We start from the raw sequence: 23,471 nt of genomic DNA, 5'->3' as shown, positions 1-23,471 counted from the left end.
CGCTTGACTTCATGTAAGTTACATTGAACAGCTCCATTGGTTGACTCGTTTTGTTCTCAACGCCCATGACTTCATCACCATCTCAGGCACCCGCTGCCGGCAAGCCGCCGTCCACTGTCCCCGACGGACTGGCCCTGTTCCGGCATTGGCTGGAAACCGAGGGCGCCAAGGGCTGGGATGCCCTGGACACGGCACCCGACAGCGGCTACGAAAAGGTATGGCGTGCCTGGCTGCGCAGCCTGGGCGATGCCGGCATGTCAGCCAAAGAAGGTCCCCCCTCCCCTGCCACGCCGAAAGGGAAAGTCAAGGCGAAGGCCCGCGCATGGCAACAAGCCACCGCTGTTGATGTCCAGAATTTCCTGCGCCCGCGCGAAGGCCAGTTGTCGGGCCACCAGCCCGGCCGCCGCATCAGCGAGGTCACGCGCAGGCGCTACTGGCGATTGCTGGAGCGCATTTACGACCATGCGCTGGACCACGGCTGGGTCAGCGCCAATCCCGCCGCAGGGCTGGCGCCGCAGGAACGCCCACCTGCCGAAGACGGCCAGGGCCATTGCCTTCCCGCACCGCTGTGGAATGCCCTGCCCCGCCACATACCGATGGCCGACGGCTTTCAGTCGGCGCGCGACCGCGCCATCTTGCTGCTGCTGTACGAACTGGCGCTGGCGCCCGAGGAGGTGCGCGGCCTGTGCTGGCGCGATGTGCAATGCGCCGGACCAGGCGATGGCCTCCCCTGTCAATTGCATATCGATGGCGCACGCGCCGCGCAGCAGCGCACGCTGGATCTGTCGGAAACGGTGGTGAAAGCGCTGCAGGACTGGAAAGGCTTCAGCGCCGGCCAGCGCGGGCCGGAGGCCGTTCAACCCGATGCCACGGTCTTTTATTCGCGTGAGGGGCAGCCGCTGTCAGTGCGCGTGCTGTTCCATGTGGCATCGCAACTGATACAGCGCGCCCATGCCGCGCAGCCTGCCTCGGCGCAGCAGGCGCCGCTGCACCGCGTCGGCCCGCAGGTGCTGCGCAACACGGCCATCGTGCAGTGGCTGCGCGCGGGCCGTGCCGAGACCGAAGTCGTGCAGTGGATAGGCGTTGACAGCGCGCGCGCCCTGCGCCATCTGCAGCATTACCTGTAGCAGACGGCGCGGGGAGCGCAGCGGGCAACACGCCTTAGAACGACACCTTGACGCCCACGGTGATATTGCGCCCCATCAGCGGCGCAGCGTTCTTGATGAACGAGGTGTGGGCGAAGGCCAGGCGGTTGGTCAGGTTGTTGCCCTTGATGAAGAACTGCCAGGGCATGCCACCCGAGGTGCGCAGTGTGTAGCTGGCAGAGACGTTGAGCATGCCGTAGCCGTCCGTCTCGGTCTCATAGGCGGTGACGCGGTTCTGGCGCAGCACCTGCACCCATTCGGCCTGGGCATCCCAGCCCTTGTAGAAGGTGTCCACGCGCAGGCCCACGCGCGCCGCGGGGATGCGCGGCAAGGCGGAGCCGTCTTCCAGCCGCGCACGCACGGCATCACCGAACAGGGTCACGCCCCACTGGCGCGACAGCTTCTGGCGCACCTGGCCCTCCACGCCGGTGAAGCGTGCATCGGCCTGGGTGTACTGCAGCAGTTGCAGGCCATCGTGTTCATCCAGCGTGGCGCCGTAGATATAGCCCTTAACGCGATGGTGGAAGGCATTGACGCTGAACGTGGTGTCGCCTGCCGTCTTGCGCAGGCCGATGTCCAGCGCCTGCGAGCGTTCGCGCTTGAGGTCGGCATTGCCGCGCTCATAGGTGGAAGTCGCCATGTGCAGGCCGTTGGCGTACAGCTCCTCGGCCGTGGGCAGGCGGTTGCCCTGCGTCAGCGAAGCCGAGAGGCTGTAGCCCGGGGTGAACTTCCACACCGAGCCCAGCGAGAACGATGTGCCGCTGTGGCTGCGCGAGATGCCGCTTTGCTGGGCGTCCACGGTCTGGCGCTCGTGGCGCAGCGCAGCCTGCCAGCGCCAGTCCTGCCAGCGGTATTCCTCCAGCAGGTAGATGCTGTTGCGGCGGGTTTCGGTGGGCTGCACATAGGCCTCCTCACCCTCGGCGCTGAACTTGCGCTGCACGGTCTGCAGGCCGATGACGCCGCGCCAGCCGGCGATGGGCTCCAGCTCTGCCTCCACGCGCAGGTCATGGGCGCGGTTCTTGAACGTGGTCGAGACCTGGCCGCCTTCGATCTCGTCATGGCGATAGTCGGTCCAGCCACCGCGCACGCGCAGCGCCGCGATGCCAGCCGTCGGATTGCGCCATTCGCCGCGCAGATCCCAGCGCTCGCTGTTGAGATCGACCACCGGCACGCTGCCATGGTCGTGATCGTGTTCGTCGCCGCCATGGTCATGTCCGTCCTCGTCGCCGTGGTCATGGCCGCCGCAGTGCAGATGGTCGCCATGGGTGTGGCAGCCCTCGAAGCTGTGGTTGTGGCCTGGCAGGCCATAGCGCGCGGTCTGGCGCGTGTAGGCCAGGCCCAGGTAGCCTTGCGTGCCGATCCAGGACAGGCCCAGGCTGCCCGTGTCCGTGCGGTTGAAGCTGCCGCCCACGCGCCCCTGGGACTGGCCGTTGGGCGCCCAGCCGCTGCCCACGCGGTAGTCGCCGGCATCGCGCGCCATGCCCTCGGCGTGGATGGCCAGCTGGCCGGCGCCGCCCGTCAGCGAGAAAGCGCCCGCCGTCTCGCCCGCGCCGGTGCTGCCGCGCAGCTGGGCCGAGCCCGTGATGCCGTTCTTGGGAATGGACGTGGGAATCTTGTCGTCCAGGATGTTGACCACGCCGCCCATGGCTCCACCGCCGCCGTAGATCAGCGCCGAGGGGCCGCGCAGCACCTCGATCTGCGTGGCCAGCATGGGCTCGCTGGCCACGGCATGGTCAGGGCTGATGGTGGAGGCATCGTGCAGCTCGGAGCCATCGCTGAGGATTTGCACGCGCGGGCCGTCCATGCCGCGGATGATGGGCCGGCTTGCGCCTGCGCCGAAATGGCTGGCGTGGATGCCGGGCTCGCCGTCCAGCGTCTCGCCCAACGTGGCGGCCTGGCGCAGCGTGAGCACGTCGCCTTCCAGCACCGTGGCCGGCGTGGACATGTCGGCCGAGGTCAGGCCCAGGCCGCTGGCCTTGACCGTCACCTCATTGAGCACGGGGGCATCACTGCGCGGCGCGCCCGCCTCGGCAGCAGCTGCGGCTGCGGGCCCTGCTGCGGGTACGGGGTCGGCAGGCTCTGCCGCCATGGCCAGGCCGCCCGTCGCCGGGCCCAGCACGCCTGCCAGCAGCAGTTGCTGCAGCAGCGGGCGCAGTTTCGTCCTCTCCCCCTGCGCCTTGGCGTCCTGGTGGTATTGCTTTGTTGTCACTCTCATCACTGGTCTTCCCGGCAGCGGCCGGCCACGGCCCTGCGGGGCGTGGAAATCCGGGCGCTGCAAAAAATGGCGTCGGAAGCGGACGGCCACGGCGCGCCCTGCAGGCGCATGCGGCCATCCGATCGGATATGCATTCAAGGAACTGCCGGACCTGGGCGCGGCGCCTTGTTGCGATCAATGCAGCAAGGCGCGGCCAAACGGCTGTGCAGGACAGGCGCATGCAGCGCCAGTCCCGGAGATTCAAGCCGCCAGGTAGACAGTGATGGGATGCGGGGGACCCCGCGCATCGAAAAAGGCCGCCAGCATGCGGCCATCGCGCACGACGACCGGCTGGACGGGTTCGGCCTGCTCGCCCCAGAAAGGCGGCAGCACCACGGCGGATGGCGGCCCCGCCATGCCTTCGTGCAACTGGTCCAGCAGTTGGCAATCCGCCGGGCCGTGGCCCGAGAACAGCGCATGGACCCAATCGACAGGTGCATTGCAGGAAGTGGCAACCACCTCCACCGGGCCATGGAGCGTGGCTGCGGCCAGGCCGCCCGCGTGTACCACGCGGTGCATCTGGCCCAGCAACGGCGCCAGGGCAATGGACCAGACCAGCAGCCAGGCCACCAGCCAGGCCCGACCCGGCACGGCGCCGCGCAACGCAAGCCTTGAGGCCTGCGCTGGCAAGTGACGTTCCGGGGGTTGCAAGGACATGGAGGGATCAGGGGCTGGATGGGCAGCGCAGAGTGTATGCGCCAATTTGCGGGGCAGGTTTCACCATCCCGTCACAAAGACTGGCGATTGCTCACGGCGCCACACGGCGGGCAGGACCGCACTCAATGCGCATGACGCATGCCGCAGAACTTGCCCAGCGCCAGGCCCTTGCAATCGGCCTGCAGTTGCTTTTGGCATTGTTCGTGGTCACGGCCGGCTGCCAGGCACTGCGCGGCGGCTTCGTGGGCCTTGGCCATGGCGCGATGGCGTTCCATGTCGGCCCGGGCATGGGCATCGAGCGGCGCCGAGGCGCCCTGTGCCTTGGCGTCCGGCTGGGCTTTCGCGTGGTCGTGGTCATGTGCCTGGGCTGCTGTGGCCAGGAAGACAGCGGCCAGGATCAAGGAAACGGAGCGCAATGGTGCAAGGGTCATGCGAAATCCTGAAGAGCTATGCAAGAGAAGAAAGGGGCTAGGGCGATCGCCTCAGGCGGACGGGGCATTTCGGGATGGCCCTGCACTGCTGCAGTCCTGGCACAGCCCTGTCACCGCCACATCGATGGCCCGGCCCTGCAGGCCGCTGGCGGCCAGCGCCTGGCGCAGTTGCAGCAAAGCGGCCTGCAGCGGCTCGCCGCCCCCACCGCCCTCGCCGCCCAGCCGAAAAGCGCTGTGGCAATCCGCGCATTCGAAATGCGCAGCGGCATCGGCCTGCCTGGCCGCGCCCGGCACGGACCGGCCGTAGCGGGCCACGCGGGCAGCATCCACGCTGCGGCGCAACACACCGGCTGCCGCCAGGCGGTCCAGCAGCCGGTAGACGGTGACGCGGTTGACCTGCACGCCCTGGGCGTGCAGGGCCGCTTCCACATCGGCTTCGCTCAGGAGTGCGTCGGCCCGCGACTCCCACATCGCCAGCACGGCCCGCGTGGCACGCGTCGAACGCATGCCGGCAGGTATGGGCAGGGAAGTGGGGATCGGCAAGGACATGGGTGATCAAAGGTCAGGCCACTGAACACAGCAGGGGCAGCCAGGCGGCATTATCGCAACCGGGTTGCATTATGCCTGCAAATCACAACCGCTTACATCACGCGCCGCCACCCACTCACGGCTTGACCCAGCGCGCAAAGGCGCCCCGGAACTTCTGCACCTTGGGCCCCACGACAAAGGCGCAGTAGCCCTGGTTGGGATGGTTGAGGAAGTAGTCCTGGTGATAGTCCTCTGCCGGCCAGTAGCTGGCCAGGGGCTGCACCTCGGTGACGATGGGCGCGTCGTAGGCACCGGCATGGGTGAGTTCGGAGATCAGCGTGCGCGCCACTTCGGCCTGTTGCTCATTCGTGGTGTAGATGCCGCTGCGGTACTGCGTGCCCACGTCGTTGCCCTGGCGGTTGAGCGTGGTCGGGTCGTGCGTGCCGAAGAACACGGTGAGCAGGTCGCGCAGCGGGATCACGGCAGGATCGAACTGCACGCGGATGACCTCGGAATGTCCGGTCTCGCCGGTGCAGATGTCTTCGTAGCTGGGATCGTCCAGATCGCCATTGGCGTAGCCGCTTTGCACGTCGCTCACGCCGCGCACGCGGTCGAAAACGGCTTCGGTGCACCAGAAACAGCCGCCGCCCAGATAAATGGTTTCAATCGCCATATGCGCCTTTTCTGTGAAGAAATCGAAAAAATGACCACACGCAATGCATGCGGGCCGTCGCTCCTACAGGTTAGCCCATGCACAAGCCAGGTGACGACGAACGGTTCTGCGGTTACGATAACTAACCCATCAGTCATTAATTTTCCGTGACCGACTCCCCCGCCTCTTCACCCGCACCCGCCGAGCCTTCCGGAAAGCGCAGCCGCCGCAAGCAGGAGCGTCCCGGCGAGTTGCTGGAAGCGGCACTCGACCTCTTCGTGGAAAAGGGCTACGCCGCCACCCGCGTCGAAGAAGTCGCCGCTCGCGCCGGGGTCTCCAAGGGCACGCTGTTCCTCTATTTCGCGAGCAAGCAGGAGCTTTTCAAGGCCGTGGTGCGCCACAGCATCGCGGGCCGCTTCGGCGAGTGGAGCGAAGAGCTCGACAACTACTGCGCACCTTCAACCGATCTGCTGCGCTACTGCTTCAAGTCCTGGTGGGAACGCATCGGCAGCACCAAGGCGTCGGGCATCACCAAGCTCATGCTCAGCGAGGCGGGCAATTTTCCCGAGCTGTCTCAGTTCTACCACCAGGAAGTGGTTCTTCCAGGCCATGAGCTGATCCGGCGCATCCTGCAGCGCGGCGTCGAGCGCGGCGAGTTCCGGCCCATGGATCTGGACCTGTCCGTGCACTGCGTGGTCGCCCCGATGATGTTTCTGATGATCTGGAAGCATTCGCTGGGCGGCTGCCTGCCCCATGGTGACTTCGATCCCGAGCAGTTTCTGGAATCCCAGATCGACTACCTGCTGCATGGCATGTGCCAGCCCCTTGCAGCCACCACACCACCCTCCTCCCCGCCCACACCATGAAGCGTCGCACCGGCTGGCTGATCGGCCTGGCCTTATTGATCGCCATCGGCGCCAGCGTATGGCGCGCCGCATCCACCCGGCACAGCAAGCAAAGCGCCATCGCCGCAGCCACCCAGCCGCGCGAGATGCCGGTGCGCGTGGGTCCGCAGGAAGTGGTGCAGCTGCAGCCGCGCCAGCTGCAATTGACCGTGCCCGTCAGCGGCGTGGTGCAGGCCGTGCGCAGCGCCGTGGTCAAGGCCTATGTGGCCGGCGAGCTGCGCGGCCTGCAGGTGCGCGAGGGTGACAGCGTGCGCAAGGGCCAGGAACTGGCCCGCGTGGACGCCACCGAGGTCGAGGCCCGCTGGCGCCAGGCCCGCCAGCAGGCCGACGCGGCCCAGGCGCAGCTGCAGCTATCCCAGCGCCAGCACGACAACAACCAGGCCCTGGTCACGCAAGGCTTCATTTCGACCACGGCGCTGGCCACCTCCCAATCCAACCTCGACGCCGCACGCGCCAACCTGGCCGCCGCCCAGGCCGCCGCCGATGTGGCCCGCAAGAGCGTGACCGACAGCGTGCTGCGCAGTCCCATGGACGGGCAGGTCGCGCAGCGCCTGGTGCAGGACGGCGAGCGCGTGGGCGTGGAAACGCGGGTGCTGGAGATCGTCGATCCGTCCGACCTCGAAGTCGTGGCCCAGCTGGCGCCCGCCGATTCGGTGCGCGTGCAGGTCGGCCAGCAGGCCCAGTTGCAGGTCCAGGGCGCGGGCGACGATGTGGCCGCCGTGCCCGCGCGCGTGGTGCGCATCAACCCCAGCGCCCAGGCAGGTTCGCGCAGCGTGGCCGTCTATCTGCGTGTGCAGGCTGCACCGGTCAACGCAGGCGCCGCCGGCAGATCCATCCCCATCGTGCGCCCGGGCCTGTACCTGCAGGGCAGCATCGTCACGGGGCAGACCGAACAGCTGGCCGTGCCCCTGACCGCCGTGCGCACCGACCAGCCCCAGCCCTATGTGCAGTTGCTGCAGCCTGCGGGCGAGTCCGAAGCGGACAAGGCGCTGCTGCGAGTGCAGCACCGCCCGGTCACGCTGGGCAGCCAGAGCGCGCAGGATGGCGCCACCTGGATTGCCGTGTCCAGCGGCCTGCAGGCCGGTGACAGGGTGCTGGCCGGCAGCGTGGGCGGCCTGCGCGCGGGCACGGCCGTGCAGTTGCAACCGTTGCAACAGGTGCAGCAACCCCAGGCTGCGCCAGCCCCCGGAGCCCGCTGACCATGTGGTTCACGCGCGTCAGCCTGGCCAACCCTGTGTTCGCCACCATGCTCATGCTGGCCCTCATGGTGCTGGGTGTGTTTTCCTACCAGCGCCTCAAAGTGGACCAGTTCCCGAATGTGGACTTCCCCGTGGTCGTGGTCACGGTGGACTATCCGGGCGCCTCGCCCGAGATCGTGGAGTCCGAGGTCACCAAGAAGATCGAGGAAGGCGTCAACTCCATTGCCGGCATCAACGCGCTGACCTCGCGCAGCTATGAAAGCACCAGCGTCGTCATCATCGAATTCCAATTGCATGTCGATGGCCGCCGCGCTGCCGAGGACGTGCGCGAGAAGGTGGCCTCGGTGCGCCCCACCCTGCGCGACGAGGTCAAGGAGCCGCGCGTGCTGCGCTTCGATCCGGCCAGCTCGCCCATCTGGTCCGTGGCCGTGCTGCCCCAGGCCGATGCCGGCGCCAAGGCGCCCGATGCCGTCGCGCTGACCAGCTGGGCCGACCAGGTCCTCAAGAAACGGCTGGAGAACGTGCGCGGCGTGGGCGCCGTCAACCTGGTGGGCGCCACCCCGCGCGAAATCAACATCTACCTGCAGCCCGAGGCGCTGGAAGCCTATGCCATCACGCCCGACCAGATCGTGAACGCCGTGCGCAGCGAGAACCAGGACCTGCCGCTGGGCGCCATCCGCTCGCGCGAGCAGGAGCGCGTGGTGCAGATCGACGCACGCATGAAGCGCCCGCAGGACTTCGAGCGCATCATCGTCGCCCAGCGCGGCGGCGCTCCCGTGCGGCTGGGCCAACTGGCGCGCGTGCAGGACGGCGCGGGCGAACTGGAAACCGTGGCCCTGTACAACAGCAGCCGCACCCTGCTGCTGTCCGTGCAAAAGGCCCAGGACGAGAACACCATCGAAGTCGTGGACGGCCTGAACGCCACGCTGCGCGAGATCGCCGCCGAAGTGCCGGCCGGCGTGCGGCTGGAGCCGATTGCCGACAGCGCCCGCCCCATCCGCGTGGCCGTCAACAACGTGCGCCAGACGCTGATCGAGGGCGCGGCACTGACGGTGCTCATCGTCTTCCTGTTCCTGAACTCCTGGCGCTCCACGGTGATCACGGGGCTGACGCTGCCCATTGCGCTGATCGGCACCTTTTTGTTCATGTACTGGTTCGGCTTCTCGATCAACATGATCACGCTGATGGCGCTGTCGCTGTGCGTGGGCCTGCTGATCGACGACGCCATCGTGGTGCGCGAGAACATCGTGCGCCACGTGCAGATGGGCAAGGACGCGCATGCGGCCGCGCTGGACGGCACGCAGGAGATCGGCCTGGCCGTGCTGGCCACCACGCTGTCCATCGTGGCGGTGTTCCTGCCCATCGGCTTCATGGGCGGCATCATCGGCAAGTTCTTCCACGAATTCGGCATCACCATCGTGGCAGCCGTGATGATCTCCATGTTCGTGAGCTTCACGCTGGACCCCATGCTCTCCAGCGTCTGGCATGACCCGACCATCCACGCCCATGGCGACAAGCGCGGCAACAGCCTCTACGACCGCACGCTGGGTCGGGTCACGGCCTGGTTCGAGCGCGCTACCGACTCGCTGTCCCACTTCTACCAGGACGTGCTGGGCTGGGCGCTGCGCCACAAGATCACCACGCTGGCGGCGGCGCTGGCCATCTTCGTGGCCAGCATCTTCCTGGTGCCGCTGCTGGGCACGGAATTCGTGCCCAAGGCCGATTTCTCGGAAACCACGGTGAGCTTCAACACGCCCGTGGGCTCGTCCATCGAGGCCACGGAGGCCAAGGCCCGCCAGGTCGATGCCATCATCCGCGCCCTGCCCGAGGTCCGCTACACGCTGGCCACCATCAACACCGGCACGGCCCAGGGCAAGATATACGCCAGCATCTACATCCGCTTGCTGGACCGCCACCTGCGCCAGCGCAGCGGCGATGAACTCTCGGGCGTGCTGCGCGAGCAGCTGCAAAGCGTGCCCGGCATCACCGTCACCCATGTGGGCCAGCGCGAGCCCGTGGGCGGGCAAAAACAGGTCGAATTCTCGCTGCAGGGCCCGGACCTGGGCGAGCTGGAGCGCCTGAACCGCGTGGTGATGGAACGCCTGCGCGGCATTCCCGGACTGGTGGACCTGGACAGCAGCCTCAAGCCCGACAAGCCCGTGATCGACATTACCGTGCGGCGCGATGCGGCCGCCGACCTGGGCCTGTCGGTAGGCTCCATGGCAACCGCTCTGCGCACCTGGGTGGCGGGCCAGACCGTGGGCAACTGGCGCGCCAGCGATGACCAGACCTATGACGTCAAGGTGCGCCTGGCGCCCGAGTCGCGCAGCACGCCCCAGGACCTGGAGCGCCTGCCCTTCGCCCTGCCCTCCACCTCGGGCGACGGCGGCATGCGCATCGTGCGGCTGAACCAGGTGGCCACCGTCACGCCCGCCACCGGCCCCAGCCAGATCAACCGCCGCGACATGACGCGCGAGGTCGCCTTCAGCGGCAACGTCTACCTGCGCTCCAGCGGCGAGGTCTCGGCCGACATCCGCAATGCCCTGGCCGACATCGCCCTGCCGCCCGGCTACCGCACGCAGTTCAGCGGCGCCACCAAGAGCATGAACGAATCGTTCGGCTATGCGGTGTCTGCCCTGGCGCTGGCCATCATCTTCATCTACATGATCCTGGCCAGCCAGTTCAAGAGCTTCCTGCAGCCGCTGGCGTTGATGACTTCGCTGCCGCTGACGCTGATCGGCGTGGTGCTGGCGCTGATGATGTTCGGCTCCGCCCTGTCCATGTTCTCCATCATCGGCGTGGTCATGCTCATGGGACTGGTCACCAAGAACGCCATCTTGCTGGTGGACTTCGCCATCCGCGCGCGCGGGCCGCACAGCGACCCGGACACCGGCCAGATCCGCGACGGCCTGCCGCGCGAGCAGGCCCTGCTGCTGGCGGCGCGCGTGCGGCTGCGCCCCATTCTGATGACCACGCTGGCCATGATCTTCGGCATGGTGCCGCTGGCCTTCGCACTCAGCGAAGGCTCCGAGCAGCGCGCGCCCATGGGCCAGTCGGTGATCGGCGGCGTGGTCACCTCGTCGCTGCTGACCCTGGTGGTCGTGCCCGTGGTCTATTGCTACCTTGACGACTTCTCCCAGTGGCTGCGGCGCCTGTGGAACGGCAACCGGCACGACGCGGCACCCGGCCAAGGCGCCGCCAGCGCCCCCACCCCGCCGCGAGACTCGTAGAATCAAAGGTTTGTCCTGACAAGTCTTTCTCCGGAGATACCCCATGAGCCTGCCCCTGAACAGCCTGCCCGAACACCACAGCGCCCAAGCGCACGCGCGCTACAACATGATCGAGCAACAGATCCGCCCCTGGAACGTGCTTGATGAAGAAGTGCTGGCGCTGCTGGGCAAGGTGCACCGCGAGAATTTCGTGCCGCCCGAGCATGCCGGCCTGGCCTTCATGGACCTGGAAATCCCCCTGGTCGCCCCGGCCGAGGAAGCCGCCGCCAAGGGCTGGTGCATGCTGGCCCCGCGCATCGAGTCCCGCATGCTGCAGGACCTGAAGATCAAGCCCACCGACCGCGTGCTGGAAATCGGCGCCGGCTCGGGCTACATGGCCGCCCTGCTGGCCGCCCAGGCCAAGGAAGTCGTGACACTGGAGATCGTGCCCGAGCTGGCCGAGATGGCCCGCGAGAACCTGCTGGGCGCCGGCATCACCAATGCCGAGGTCAAGCTGGCCGATGGCGCCACGGCAGCGGCCGCTCTGGGCCAGTTCGACGCCATCGTGCTCAGCGGCTCGGTCGCCCAGGTGCCGCAGGCCCTGCTGGCCCAGCTCAACGACGGCGGCCGCCTGGCAGCCATCGTCGGCCAACTGCCCATGATGCGTTTCACGCTGGTGCAAAAGAACGGCCACCAGTTCGAAACCAGCCAGCCCTGGGACGTGGTGACCGCACGCCTGGCCAACTTCGAAGAGCCTTCGCGCTTCACGTTCTGAAATCCGCCACGGCGGCCCGGGTCCAGAGGATTTCGGCCGCTGCGGCAACTCCACTTCATTCCGCAAGGATCTTTCCGATGCTTCCCCAAGTGCCTCCCGCGCAACTCAACGATTGGCTGAACCAGCACTCCAGCGGCTCCGATGCCCTGCCCCTGGTGCTGGACGTGCGCGAGCCCTGGGAAGTGGCCCAGGCCAGCGTACGCCCCGAGGGCTTCGAGCTGCGCTGCATCCCCATGGGCGAGATTCCCTCGCGCCTGCAGGAACTCGATCCGGATCACCCCACAGCCTGCCTGTGCCATCACGGCGCACGCAGCATGCATGTCGCTGCCTTCCTGATGAACAACGGCTTCGAGACCGTGGCCAATATCAGCGGAGGCATCGATGCCTGGTCGCGCGAGCGCGACCCAGGCGTGCCGCGCTACTGAGCGGCAACACGCAAAAGAAACCCGGGACACGGCGGCACACCCGCCGTCCCCGGTGCTTCGTGACGACTGTGTTTTGATTCGAGGACCTCTATGCCCCTGCTTCGGCCCCTTGCCCCTGTCGCTTCCGCCCTGACCCGCCCATACGCCTGGCCCCTGCGCCACATGGCCTTGCTGCTGTGCGCGGCGGGCATGGGCTCGGCCCTGGCACAGGCTCCTGCCCCAGCCGTCCTTGCGCCCGCCCCTGCGGCCCCGCAGTCTGCCCTGCCCTCTCTGACAGCCTCTGCGGCCACGGGCCAGAACCTGTCCGAACTGGTGGCCAAGGCCCGCGGCTACGACGCCCAGTGGCAGGCCCAGCAGGCCGACGCCCAGGCGGCCGCCAGCCGCGCCGAGCAGGCACGCTCGGGCCTGTTGCCCAGCGTGGGTCTGCAGGCCGGTGCCAACACCTCGCATGTGGAAGTCAGCGTGCTGCCGGGGAGCTTTCGCTCGCCCCAGCAGAACCTGCAGCTCAGCGCCCAGCAGCCGCTGTACCGTCCGGCCAACAAGATCGCCTACGACCAGGGCCAGCGCGGCGTGGACGTGGCGCGCGCCCAGTTGGACAGCGGCGAGCAGAACCTGCTGGTTCGCGTGGCCCAGGCCTACTTCGATGTCCTCGGCGCCCAGGACAGCCTGGCCGTGGTCAAGGCACAGAAGGCGGCCATTGCACAGCAGCTGGAATTTGCCAAGCGCAACTTCGAGGTCGGCACGGCCACCATCACCGATTCGCGCGAAGCCCAGGCCCGGTTCGATCTGGCCGGCGCGCAGGAAATCGCCGCCGAGAACGATCTGCGCGTCAAGCGCCTGGTGCTGGACCAGATCGTTGGCGCCGTGGGCACCGTGCCCCGCCCGCTGGCCCAGCCGCTGCAACTGCCGGCCCTGATGCCCTCCGACGCCCAGTCCTGGGTGGACACCGCCCTGCAAGGCCAGCCCCAGCTGCGCCAGGCCCGCCTGGCGCTGGACATCGCCCAGCTGGAAACGAAGAAAGCCGAGGCCGGCCACAAGCCCACCGTGGACCTGCAGGCCGGCTACGTGGTCAACCGCTATCCCAATGGCTCGGTCACGCCGCAGATCGGCACCAGCTACCGCACCAATGCCGCCAGCGTGGGCGTGGTCATGAACCTGCCGCTTTTTGCCGGCTTTGCCGTGCAAAACCGCATCAAGGAGACCCTGGCGCTGGAAGACAAGGCGCGCGCACAGCTGGACGACGCCCAGCGTAACGTGGAGCAGAGCACGCGCACGGCCTTCTTCGGCGTGCAGTCGGGCCAGGCCCAGGTCAAGGCGCTGGAGGCCGCGCTGGCGTCCAGCCAAAGCGCGCTGGACGCCAACAAGCTCGGCTACGAGGTCGGCGTGCGCATCAACATCGACGTGCTCAACGCGCAAAGCCAGCTCTACCAGACCCAGCGCGACCTGGCCCTGGCGCGCTACCAGGTGCTGCTGGGCCAGCTCAAGCTGCGCCAGGCGGCCGGCACGCTCAGCGACGACGACCTGCGCGCCATCGATGCGCTGTCGCTCCGCGCGCCAGCCCCTTGAATCCCTGAAGTGCCCGCACGGCCGGCAGTGCCCCGGGCTGATGCCCGGCCGCCGTGGGCCGCGCGCCTGGCGCCGCAGCCCTGTGCTCTGGGAAAGCCGAGGCACGCAAACCCGCCACGACCAGCATCCAGGCAGCCAGCGCGCACAGCACCGCCAGACGGCTCAGCAAGGAACAGCGGGAGAGTCTTGGCATGCGCGCCTTGCCTTCGTGGGAGTTGTCGAGCGGGCCACTGTGGCAAACCAGCCTGAAGACCTGCCCCGGCTTTCCTGAAGGGATGCTGAAGCGCCTGAGCCCCGCCTTGACCGATACTCGCGGCAGCCCTCCCGCAGGCGCCGGTCCGCGGCATGGGAGCGGCACAGGAAACACACGATGAGACTGCTGTTGGTGGAGGACGATCTGGATCTGGGCAATGGCGTGCGCATCGCATTGGGCGATCACGCCATGGACGTGGTCTGGGTGCGCCGCCTGTCCGATGCGCTGCGCACGCTGGAGCAGCAAAGCTTCGAGATGGTGTTGCTGGACCTGGGCCTGCCCGATGGCGACGGCATCAGCCTGCTCACGCGCCTGCGCCGCGAATGGCGCCGCCTGCCCGTGCTGATCCTGAGCGCACGCGACAGCCTGCATGACCGGCTGCACGGCCTGGACAGCGGCGCCGATGACTATCTGGTCAAGCCCTTTGCCCTGGCCGAATTGGTGTCACGCGTGCGCGCCCTGGCACGCCGCAGCTATGGGCAGGGCGACGGAACGCTGCATCTGCGCGGCCTGTCGCTGCACGAGCCCACGCGCCGTGTCAGCGTTGCAGGCCAGAACGTCGAGCTGTCCCGCTGCGAATTCGACCTGCTGGCCCTGCTGCTGCGGCGCATGGACCGCGTGGTCACACGCAGCGGCATCGAGGAGGAAGTCATCCCGGGCGGCAGCGCCAACGGCAGCAATGCGCTGGAGGTCCATGTCTCCAACCTGCGCCGCAAGATCGGGCCGGGCTTCATACGCACGGTGCGCGGCATTGGCTATGTCATCGACTCGCAGCCGATGGCACCCCTGTCCTGACCATGACATCGCATACCCTGCAGGGGCAACAGGCCAGCCCGAGATGGCGCCGCTGGCTGCGGCCCACACTGGGCCGGCGGATGCTGCTGGCCCAGATGGGCGTGCTCACCGCGATCTGGACCGCGTTGCTGGTGGCAGCCATCTACATGGCCCACTTCCACAATGAATTGCTGGTCAGCAAGCCTGTCTACGAACTTGTCATGGCTGTGGCCGAGGACCTGGCCGACCTTCCGGACCGCCAGCAGCACAGCCTGGCCGCGCTGGACACGGCCCTGCGCCATGAGTACGGCGACGGAGACGACGACATCCGCTTCACGCCCACGCTGCTGGTCTGGCAGCGCGGCCAGCTCCTGTACCGCTCGCCCACGCCGGCACCCACCCTGCGCAACCGCGTGCTGGACACGGTCGAGGACATAGATTTCGAAGGGCAGACCTGGCGCATGAGCACGCTGCGCTCGGCCTCGGGCCAGACCGAAGTCACGCTGATGCTGCCGTCCTTCAAGGAACTGCTGATCACCCTCAACACCCGCAGCTACTACCTGCTGCCGCTGCTGATCAGCCTGCCCTTCCTGGCCTTTCCTGCCTGGTGGTCGGTACGCGCGGCGCTGCGCCCGCTGCGCCGCGTGGGCGACGAGCTGGCCACACGCGGCCCCGACGACCTCAGCGCGCTCACCTATGCGCCGCCACACGCCGAGCTGCGGCCGCTGGTGCAGGACATCAACGCCCTGCTGGCCCGCGTGCGCTCCAGCAGCGAGCGCGAGCGCAACCTCATCGCCGATGCAGCCCACGAACTGCGCACGCCGCTGGCAGCCATGCACGTCAACGTCGAGGCCCTGCTGCGCCTTGGCAGCGAACCGCGCCAGCAGGAACTCATGGACAGCCTGCTGCGCAGCAACCAGCGCGCCAGCCGCATGGTGGCCCAGCTGCTGCAACTCATGCGCAGCGAGACCGAAGCGCCCGGCATGGCCATGCAGCCGCTGCGCCTGGACCTGCTGCTGGAGGACCGGCTCGCCGCACTCGACGCCCTGGCCTGCCGCCGCCCGGTGGAACTGGCCCTGGAAGCCAGCGAGCCACTGAGCGTGATGGGCGAACGCGAAGGCCTGGTCTCGCTGATCGACAACCTCGTGGACAACGCCGTCAAATACAGCCCCGCGCACGCCACCATCAGCGTGCGCCTGCAGCGCCAGGGCGACCAGGCCGTGCTCCAGGTGCGCGACCGTGGCCCGGGCATCGCCGAGGCCTGGCGCCAGCGCGTCTTCGACCGCTTCTTCCGCGTACCCGACCAAAGCCAGAGCGGCAGCGGCCTGGGCCTGGCCATCGCCAGGACCGTGACCGAGCGGCACGGCGGCAGCATCGAGCTGCTCAGTGCGGAGGATGGAGGGCTGCTGGCGAGCGTGAGCCTGCCGGTGCTGCAGGAGGCCGGCTGATTCGGCCTGCGGATACCGCCGGCCTAAAACTTAGTGCTCAGTGCAACGGTTGGGACTGCAACAGCCCGGCCACTGCCTGCGCCGTGGCCTGTGCGGCCCCGCGGTGCTGGTCCAGGAAGCCGCGCGCCTGGGCCACGGCATGGGCGTGGGACTGGCGGTCCCCGGCCAGGTCCACGGCCAGGCGCAGCCCGTGCTCCAGGTCGGGCGCCCGCAGCGCGGCGCCGGCTTCGCAGGCCAGGTCCGAGGCTTCGCTGAAGTTGAAGGTATGCGGCCCCAGCACCACGGGGCAGTCGCAGGCCAGGGCCTCGATGAGGTTCTGGCCGCCCAGCGGCGCAAAGCTGCCGCCCATGAGCGTGGCGTCGGCCAGGCCGTAGTACAGGGCCATCTCGCCCAGCGAATCACCCAGCCAGATGTCGATGTCATCCGCCGCAGCCCCGCAGGGCGGGCCACCCACCCACTGGCTGCGGCGCGAGACATGCAGGCCGCCGCCAGCCAGCAGCGTCGCCACTTCGTCAAAGCGCTGCGGATGGCGCGGCACGACCAGCCATTGCACGGCCCGGCCTGCCGGCCCCAGCGTGCGCAGGGCGGACAGCAGCATGGCCTCCTCGCCCTCGCGGCTGCTGGCCAGCAGCACCACAGGGCGGGACAGGCCGGACTTCCATTGCCGGGCGCGCTCCAGCAGCGCAGCGTCCGGACGCGCATCGAATTTCAGGTTGCCGAGCACGCCGCGCACGGGCGCACCCAGCAGGCGCAGGCGCCGGGCATCGTCCTCAGTCTGCGCCCAGGCGGCGGCCAGGGCGGCATAGGTGGGCCGCGCCAGCGGCGCCACGCGCAGCGCCTGGCCCAGTGATTTGTCGCTGAGCCGTGCGTTGGCCAACGCCAGCGGCACGCCTTCTTCGCGGCAGATGGCGACCAGGTTGGGCCAGACCTCCGTTTCCATGAGCACGCCGACCGCTGGCCTGAATTGCTGCACGAAGCGGCGCACGGCCGCTGGCGTATCCCAGGGCTGCCAGACCTGCAGGTCGCCGGGCTGCAGCAGCCGGCGGCCTTCGGTGCGGCCTGTGGCCGTGCCATGGGTCAGCAGCAGGCGCATGCCGGGCAGGCGCTCGCGCAGCGCGGTCAGCAAGATGGCGGCAGCGCGCGTCTCACCCAGCGATACGGCATGAATCCAGATCCACCGGCCATGTCCGTCCTGCCCCAGCGTGGCCGGCTGGTAGCGCCCAAAGCGTTCGGGAATGTGCTCGGCATAGACGGGCTCGGCCTCGGCGCGGCGCAGCAGCTTGCGGCGCAGCAGCGGCTGCGCCGCCCAGGTCACGGCGCTGTACAGCGCGCGCGCCCAGGACGTGGGAGAGCGTGAAGTCATCGCCTTGCGCGCAAATCAGTGCGCGGCGCCGCCAACCTGCGCGCCGGGCTTGACGCGCTCCAGCAGCGCCAGCATCTGCGCCTCGATGCGCGACAGCGCCTCCTGGGTCTGGCCCTCGAAGCGCAGCACCAGCACGGGCGTGGTGTTGCTGGCGCGGATCAGGCCGAAGCCGTCGGCCCAGTCCACGCGCAGGCCGTCAATGGTGCTGACCTGGGCCGGTGCGGCAAAGGTCTCGGCGGCCAGGGCCTGCAGTTCGGCGGCCAGGCGATGGGGCTCGCCCTCGGCGCAGGCCACATTCAGTTCAGGGGTGGAAAAGCTGGTGGGCAACGCGTTGAGCAAGGCGCTGGGGTCGGCCTCGCGGCTGACGATCTCCAGCAGACGGCAGCCCGCGTAGGTGCCGTCATCGAAGCCATACCAGCGCTCCTTGAAGAAGATGTGGCCGCTCATCTCGCCGCCCAGCGGCGCGTCCAGTTCCTTCATGCGGGCCTTGACCAGGGAGTGCCCGGTCTTGAACATCACGGGCTCGCCCCCGGCCTCGCGGATGGCGGGCGCCAGGCGCTGCGTGCATTTCACGTCATAGACGATGCTGCCGCCCGGCACGCGCGAGAGCACGTCCTTGGCAAACAGCATCATCTGGCGGTCGGGGAAGATGTTCTGGCCGTCCTTGGTGACGATGCCCAGGCGGTCGCCGTCGCCGTCGAAGGCCAGGCCCAGCTCGGCATCCGTGGTACGCAGCGCCTCGATCACGTCACGCAGGTTCTCGGGCTTGCTGGGGTCGGGATGGTGGTTGGGGAATTCACCGTCCACTTCGGAGAACAGCTCAATCACCTCGCAGCCCAGGGCGCGGAAGATGCCGGGCGCCGAGGCACCGGCCACGCCGTTGCCGCAGTCCACCACGATCTTGATGGGGCGCGCCAGCTTCACATCACCCACGATGCGCGCCTGGTAGTCGGCCTTCACATCGGCGCGGCGCACGCTGCCGGTGCCCGTGATCGTCCAGTCGTCGCTCTCGACACGGCGGCGCAGCGCCTGGATTTCCTCGCCGTAGATGGCGCGGCCGGCCAGCACCATCTTGAAGCCGTTGTAGTCCTTGGGGTTGTGGCTGCCCGTGACCTGGATGCCCGAGCGCGCCAGTGTGCTGGCCGCGTAGTACAGCATGGGCGTGGTGGCCAGGCCGATGTCGATCACCTCGATGCCGACCTCGGTCAGGCCGGCGATTAGCGCCGCGGACAGCGAGGGTCCCGACAGGCGGCCATCGCGTCCCACGGCCACCACGGTCTCGCCGGCCGCCAGGGCCGCCATGCCGAAGGCGCGGCCCACGCCAAGTGCGACCTCCTCGTTGAGCGTGGACGGCACGATGCCGCGGATGTCATAGGCTTTGAAGATGGAAGATGCGACCTGCACGTCGAAAACGCTTTCTCGTCGGTTGAAAACAGGGCGCCGCAGCCTGGAACCTGGCCCGGCTGCGGCCCAAGCCGCAATTGTAGGCGCGCCAGGCTTGTAGGCGCGGCAGGCAGGGGCGCCGGCGCACATCACCCCGGCTGAAAGCGGTTGCGGCGCGCGCCCTGCCTCACAGCTGCTGCTGCACCTGGGCCAGCGCAGCCGGATCTTCCATGGTGCTGAGGTCGCCCGGGTTGCGCCCCTCGGCCACGGCCTGCATGGCGCGGCGCAGCAGCTTGCCGCTGCGCGTCTTGGGCAGCGCACTGACGAAGACCACGCGCGAGGGCCGGGCCACGGCGCCCAGGCGTGCATCGACCAGCTTCATCACATCGGCCTGCAGCGCCGCGCGCTCGGCGTCGCCCTCCAGCGCCGTCCGGGGCACGGCAAAGGCCAGCGCCACCTGGCCCTTGAGCGTATCGGCCACGCCGACCACGGCGACTTCGGCCACCTGGGGGTGGGCGGAGATGCATTCCTCGATCTCGCGCGTGCCCAGGCGGTGGCCGGCCACGTTGATCACGTCGTCCGTGCGGCCCAGGATGAAGAAGTAGCCGTCCTCGTCGCGAATGCCCCAGTCGAAGGTGCTGTAGACCATGCGGCCAGGAATGCTCTTCCAGTAAGTGTTGACGAAGCGTTGGTCGTCTCGCCAGACGGTCTGCATGCAGCCCGGCGGCAGCGGTCCCTCGATGGCCAGCACGCCCTTTTGCCCGGCGCCGAGCAGTTCCTCGCCCGTGGCCTCGTCGATCAGTTTCACGTCATAGCCATAGACGGCCTTGCCGGGACTGCCGAAGCGCGTGGTCTGCTGCTCCACGCCGTTGCACAGCGTGAGGATGGGCCAGCCGGTCTCGGTCTGCCAGTAGTTGTCGATGATGGGCTTGCCCAGGGCCTGGCTGATCCACTGCGCCGTGGGCTCGTCCAGCGGCTCGCCGGCCAGCCACAGCGCCTTGAGGCTGGAGATATCGTGGCGGTGCAGGTACTCGGCATCGTGCTTCTTGAGCACGCGTATGGCCGTGGGCGCCGAGAACATGTGGGTGACCCGGTACTTCTCCACGATGCTCCACCAGATGCCCGCGTCGGGGCGTATGGGCAGGCCCTCGTAGAGCACGGTGGCCATGCCTGCGATCAGCGGCGCATAGATGATGTAGCTGTGGCCCACGACCCAGCCGATGTCGCTGGTGCAGAAAAAAGTCTGCCCTGCCTCGGCCCCGAAGATCAGCGGCATGCTGGCGGCCAGCGCCACCGTGTAGCCGCCCGTATCGCGCTGCACGCCCTTGGGGCGCCCCGTGGTGCCGCTGGTGTAGAGCGTGTAGCTGGGGTCGGTGGATTCCACCCAGGTGCAGGCGACCTGGGCGTCGGCGTGCAGCGCACGCAGGCTGGCCCAGTCGTGGTCACGCCCGGCGCGCATGGGCGCAGGCGCCAGGCCCCGGTCCACGATGAGCACGGCCGCTGGCTTGTGGCTGGCCTGTTGCAGGGCCTCGTCCAGCAAGGGCTTGTAGGCCACGACGCGCCCGCCGCGCGAGCCCGCGTCGGCACTGATGATGACCTTGGGCTCGGCATCGTCGATGCGCGAGGCCAGCGCCGCCGACGCAAAGCCGCCGAACACCACCGAATGGATGGCACCCAGCCGCGCGCAGGCCAGCATGGCAAAGGCCGCCTCGGCAATCATGGGCATGTAGATCTGAACGCGGTCGCCCTTTTGCACACCCAGCGACTGCAGCACGGCGGCCATGCGCTGCACCTCGGCATGCAGTTCGCGGTAGGTGTAGACCTTTTCCGTGCCGGTCTCGGTGGAGATGGCGATCAGCGCGTTCTGGTCGGCGCGCTCGGCCAGGTGCCGGTCCACGGCGTTGTGGCAGAGATTGGTCTGCCCCCCGACAAACCACCGTGCAAACGGCGGATTGTCGTAGTCGCAGATGCGCCGGGGCGGCACATGCCAGTCGATGCGGCGGGCCTGCTCGGCCCAGAAGGCATCGCGCTCCTCGATGGAGCGGCGGTGGAAATCGTCGAAACGCGGGGCCATTGTCTGTCTCCTGTCGTTGTCATGGATTGGCGGCTTCTGAATTCATAATTATTCATAATGCGCTTGCCCAAAGCTGACAACTCCGCGCTGCGCGGGCAGACAGGCCCCCTTCAAACTCAGAAGCTGTAGCGCAGGCCGACCGAGATCTCGCTGGAGCTCAGCTTGGCGCGCATCTGCTCATCCTGCAGGCCACGGACATTGGTGAAGTTGTTGGCGCCACTGTGGGTCTTGCCCATGCCCACATAGCGGTAGCCCAGATCGATGCTGACCTTTTGAATCGGCGAGTAGCTGACGCCAAAGCCCAGCGCATAGGCCAGATTGTTCTGGGAATCGCTGAAGTACTGGCGATTCGGATTGCCTTGCCAGCCGCTGGACTGCAGGTGGGCCAGGCCCAGGCCCGCCGTGCCGTACACGGAGAACTGCGCGTTCAGGGGGAAATCCTTGTACGCATTGATCATCAGGCGCTGAGAACGGATGCTGTGGTGATTGAAGCTCGAGGGAAAGCGCGTGGAGCCGCTGGTGAATTCGTTGCTCCTGGGCAGGGTGTACTCAGCTTCCAGACGCCAGTCCGACGGGAGCTGATAACCCAGGGCCAGAGAGCCGCCTGTGGCGCGGCGGCTGTCGTCACCAGGCACGAACTGCCCCAGGCCGGGGCGGGCGCTGGAGTCCATGTCGTGGGCCTTGTAGTTGGCGGAGTTGATGCGGACGGCGCCATAGAAATGGTCGGCAGCCAAAGCGCTGCCCGAGGCGGTCAGGATCAGGGCGGTGAAGGTCAGAACGTGCTTCATACAGTCTCTCTTGGGGGAATGCCGCCACTGTAGAAAAACGCCCTGCCCGCGCCTATTCGGCCGGCTACGCACGCAGCTCCGTAGAACTACGCGGTGCAGCGGCAGCCCGCCTCCCGAGAATAGACAGGCCACCATGAAAAAAGGCGCTCCAAAGAGCGCCCCAAGACGGCGGAACCAGGAATCCGGGCCTTACTTGACCAGAGCGAGCAGCTCCTTGAAGGCCGGATGCTCGCAGCTGCGCAGCCATTCGAAGGCCACCATCTCCGTGGTCACCAGCTCGGCACCCGCGCCGGCCAGGCGGTCGAAGGCGGCATCGCGGTTGCGCTCGGTGCGCGAGCTGCAGGCGTCGGTGACGACCCAGACATCGAACTCATCTTCCAGCAGTTCCAGCGCCGTCTGCAGCAGGCAGACATGGGCTTCACAGCCGGCAATCACCACCATGCTGCGCTCGGGCGCCTGCTGCTGGGGCTTTTGCAGGTGCTTGGGCAGGCTGCGTGCATTGCCGCCCTGGGGCCGTGCAGGAGGACGCAGCCACTCGCCCAGGCCCTCGGCCACGGCGCTGAAATGCATCTTGGACAGGGTCCGGTCGCACAGCGCGCGCAGTTCGGCGTCGTTGGCGCCCAGGCGCGAGGGGTTCTGCTCGGTACCGAAGACCGGCACGTCCACCAGCTGCGCCAGGCGCGCCAGCTTCACGGCATTGGCCAGAACTGCCGGTCCCTCGAAGATGGCCGGCATCAGGCGCTCCTGGTAATCGACGAGTACGAGCTGGGAGTCGGTGGCTTCAAGCAGCATGGCGGATCTTTCTTGGGAATATGGGGCGGCGCGGGCCGCCCTTCTTATAGAGGACAAAAGGGAAAGCTTTCCATTGTCGCAGCTTGCGTGCGCTCCCTGCCGCGCAGCCCGGATTCCTGAGGTAACTCAAAAACCCAGGCTTTCGGGGGTCTTATCGAATTTGTCCTACGTTTTTGCGTGGTAATCTCGCGCCCCATGTCCCGATGGCTTATTGCACTCCTGTTTGTCAGCGTCACGGCACACGCGGCTCCGCCCGAAATGCGTGACGACGATATGAACCAGCTGCTGGTCAACCGCAGCCTCATCTCGCAGCTGCGCGAAGCCCGCCACCACATGGCGGAACGCACTTCCGACTTCGTCAAGGAAGCACGACAAAGCGTCGCCGAAAAGACTTCCGATCTGGTCGTGACCGCCATGGGCTTCATCGGCGTTCCCTACCGCCGCGGCGGCAACAGTGCCGAGACCGGCTTCGACTGCAGCGGTTTCGTCCGCGCCATCTACTCCGAAACCCTGGGCAAGGTCCTGCCGCGCCGCGCTGACCAGCAGGCACAGGCCACGGAGAAAATCGACAAGAACGAACTCAAGCCCGGTGATCTGGTGTTCTTCAACACCATGCGCCGCACCTTCAGCCATGTCGGCATCTATGTCGGCGACGGCAACTTCATCCATGCACCGCGTACCGGTGCGCAGGTTCGCGTGGAAAGCATGCAAAGCGCGTACTGGGCCCGCCGCTTCGATGGTGCCCGCCGCGTGCAGGACGCCGACGGCCTGGGCCTTGACGCCAGCAAGGCCGCTCTGGCCCTGCAGATGCAGGCAAGCCAGCTGCAGTGATCGCAGCGTCTTTTGCGCC

At 67.8% G+C, this 23,471-nt stretch carries 20 protein-coding genes; 10 read left to right on the top strand and 10 right to left on the bottom strand.

Features of this window, described 5'->3' with window-relative positions; translation table 11 throughout:
* Window positions 1–65: 65 nt before the first annotated feature.
* A complete protein-coding gene (locus ACUTR7_RS01230) occupies window positions 66–1,127 on the top strand; it encodes a tyrosine-type recombinase/integrase (RefSeq protein WP_180319449.1) in 1,062 nt (353 codons plus the stop codon).
* 34 nt (window positions 1,128–1,161) lie between these two features.
* Here the strand turns inward: ACUTR7_RS01230 and ACUTR7_RS01225 are convergent, their stop codons facing one another.
* The 5 genes from ACUTR7_RS01225 to msrA all read right to left on the bottom strand — a co-directional run bounded on the left by ACUTR7_RS01225 (window position 1,162) and on the right by msrA (window position 5,688).
* Entirely contained in the window at window positions 1,162–3,360 is a 2,199-nt protein-coding gene (locus ACUTR7_RS01225) for a TonB-dependent receptor domain-containing protein (protein ID WP_428144935.1), read from the bottom strand.
* 240 nt (window positions 3,361–3,600) lie between these two features.
* Window positions 3,601–4,056 carry a hypothetical protein gene (locus ACUTR7_RS01220; RefSeq protein WP_445607895.1) on the bottom strand — a complete coding sequence of 152 codons (456 nt, stop codon included), beginning with the start codon at window positions 4,054–4,056 and terminating at the stop codon, window positions 3,601–3,603.
* 122 nt (window positions 4,057–4,178) lie between these two features.
* Window positions 4,179–4,487: a hypothetical protein gene (locus ACUTR7_RS01215; protein WP_445607894.1), complete on the bottom strand. Its 309-nt coding sequence runs from the start codon at window positions 4,485–4,487 to the stop codon at window positions 4,179–4,181.
* A 51-nt stretch (window positions 4,488–4,538) separates the two neighbouring features.
* Entirely contained in the window at window positions 4,539–5,036 is a 498-nt protein-coding gene (locus ACUTR7_RS01210; RefSeq protein WP_225613983.1) for a Fur family transcriptional regulator, read from the bottom strand.
* Between the two features lie 115 nt (window positions 5,037–5,151).
* Window positions 5,152–5,688, bottom strand: a complete 537-nt coding sequence (gene msrA, locus ACUTR7_RS01205; protein ID WP_445607893.1) for a peptide-methionine (S)-S-oxide reductase MsrA — start codon at window positions 5,686–5,688, stop codon at window positions 5,152–5,154.
* A 146-nt stretch (window positions 5,689–5,834) separates the two neighbouring features.
* Between msrA and ACUTR7_RS01200 the strand changes: the two genes are divergently transcribed.
* The 8 genes from ACUTR7_RS01200 to ACUTR7_RS01165 all read left to right on the top strand — a co-directional run bounded on the left by ACUTR7_RS01200 (window position 5,835) and on the right by ACUTR7_RS01165 (window position 16,221).
* Window positions 5,835–6,533: a TetR/AcrR family transcriptional regulator gene (locus tag ACUTR7_RS01200; RefSeq protein WP_013802244.1), complete on the top strand. Its 699-nt coding sequence runs from the start codon at window positions 5,835–5,837 to the stop codon at window positions 6,531–6,533.
* A complete protein-coding gene (locus tag ACUTR7_RS01195) occupies window positions 6,530–7,771 on the top strand; it encodes an efflux RND transporter periplasmic adaptor subunit (protein WP_445607892.1) in 1,242 nt (413 codons plus the stop codon). Before ACUTR7_RS01200 ends, ACUTR7_RS01195 begins: the two co-directional genes overlap by 4 nt.
* A 2-nt stretch (window positions 7,772–7,773) precedes the next feature.
* Window positions 7,774–11,001, top strand: a complete 3,228-nt coding sequence (locus ACUTR7_RS01190) for an efflux RND transporter permease subunit (protein WP_445607891.1) — start codon at window positions 7,774–7,776, stop codon at window positions 10,999–11,001.
* A gap of 43 nt (window positions 11,002–11,044) precedes the next feature.
* Entirely contained in the window at window positions 11,045–11,755 is a 711-nt protein-coding gene (locus ACUTR7_RS01185) for a protein-L-isoaspartate O-methyltransferase family protein (RefSeq protein ID WP_012205781.1), read from the top strand.
* A gap of 77 nt (window positions 11,756–11,832) precedes the next feature.
* The gene (locus tag ACUTR7_RS01180) at window positions 11,833–12,180 is read left to right on the top strand and encodes a rhodanese-like domain-containing protein (protein ID WP_012205782.1); all 348 of its coding nucleotides are present in this window, start codon (window positions 11,833–11,835) and stop codon (window positions 12,178–12,180) included.
* Window positions 12,181–12,270: 90 nt separating this feature from the next.
* Window positions 12,271–13,746: a TolC family outer membrane protein gene (locus ACUTR7_RS01175; RefSeq protein ID WP_099733510.1), complete on the top strand. Its 1,476-nt coding sequence runs from the start codon at window positions 12,271–12,273 to the stop codon at window positions 13,744–13,746.
* A gap of 370 nt (window positions 13,747–14,116) precedes the next feature.
* Window positions 14,117–14,794 (top strand): response regulator, encoded by a 678-nt coding sequence (locus ACUTR7_RS01170; RefSeq protein WP_013802240.1) that lies wholly within the window; start codon window positions 14,117–14,119, stop codon window positions 14,792–14,794.
* 2 nt (window positions 14,795–14,796) lie between these two features.
* Window positions 14,797–16,221, top strand: a complete 1,425-nt coding sequence (locus ACUTR7_RS01165) for a sensor histidine kinase (RefSeq protein ID WP_198818951.1) — start codon at window positions 14,797–14,799, stop codon at window positions 16,219–16,221.
* Window positions 16,222–16,258: 37 nt separating this feature from the next.
* Here the strand turns inward: ACUTR7_RS01165 and ACUTR7_RS01160 are convergent, their stop codons facing one another.
* The 5 genes from ACUTR7_RS01160 to ACUTR7_RS01140 form a co-directional block, all read right to left on the bottom strand.
* Complete coding sequence (locus ACUTR7_RS01160; protein WP_445607890.1) at window positions 16,259–17,584, bottom strand: 3-deoxy-D-manno-octulosonic acid transferase; 1,326 nt, start codon at window positions 17,582–17,584, stop codon at window positions 16,259–16,261.
* 15 nt (window positions 17,585–17,599) lie between these two features.
* Entirely contained in the window at window positions 17,600–18,988 is a 1,389-nt protein-coding gene (locus ACUTR7_RS01155) for a phosphomannomutase/phosphoglucomutase (protein WP_445607889.1), read from the bottom strand.
* A gap of 166 nt (window positions 18,989–19,154) precedes the next feature.
* The gene (locus tag ACUTR7_RS01150; protein WP_445607888.1) at window positions 19,155–21,041 is read right to left on the bottom strand and encodes a propionate--CoA ligase; all 1,887 of its coding nucleotides are present in this window, start codon (window positions 21,039–21,041) and stop codon (window positions 19,155–19,157) included.
* A gap of 116 nt (window positions 21,042–21,157) precedes the next feature.
* The gene (locus tag ACUTR7_RS01145) at window positions 21,158–21,829 is read right to left on the bottom strand and encodes an outer membrane protein (RefSeq protein WP_071956055.1); all 672 of its coding nucleotides are present in this window, start codon (window positions 21,827–21,829) and stop codon (window positions 21,158–21,160) included.
* Window positions 21,830–22,018: 189 nt separating this feature from the next.
* Window positions 22,019–22,621 (bottom strand): isochorismatase family protein, encoded by a 603-nt coding sequence (locus ACUTR7_RS01140; RefSeq protein WP_063325974.1) that lies wholly within the window; start codon window positions 22,619–22,621, stop codon window positions 22,019–22,021.
* A 195-nt stretch (window positions 22,622–22,816) separates the two neighbouring features.
* Here ACUTR7_RS01140 and ACUTR7_RS01135 point away from each other — a divergent pair, with 195 nt between their 5' ends.
* Entirely contained in the window at window positions 22,817–23,452 is a 636-nt protein-coding gene (locus ACUTR7_RS01135; RefSeq protein ID WP_012205793.1) for a C40 family peptidase, read from the top strand.
* Window positions 23,453–23,471: the final 19 nt, after the last annotated feature.

The organism is Delftia sp. NA_296.1 (assembly GCF_052692095.1).
The sequence above is the reverse complement of the archived record's forward strand: the minus strand, read 5'-3'. Positions and strand labels throughout refer to the sequence as shown.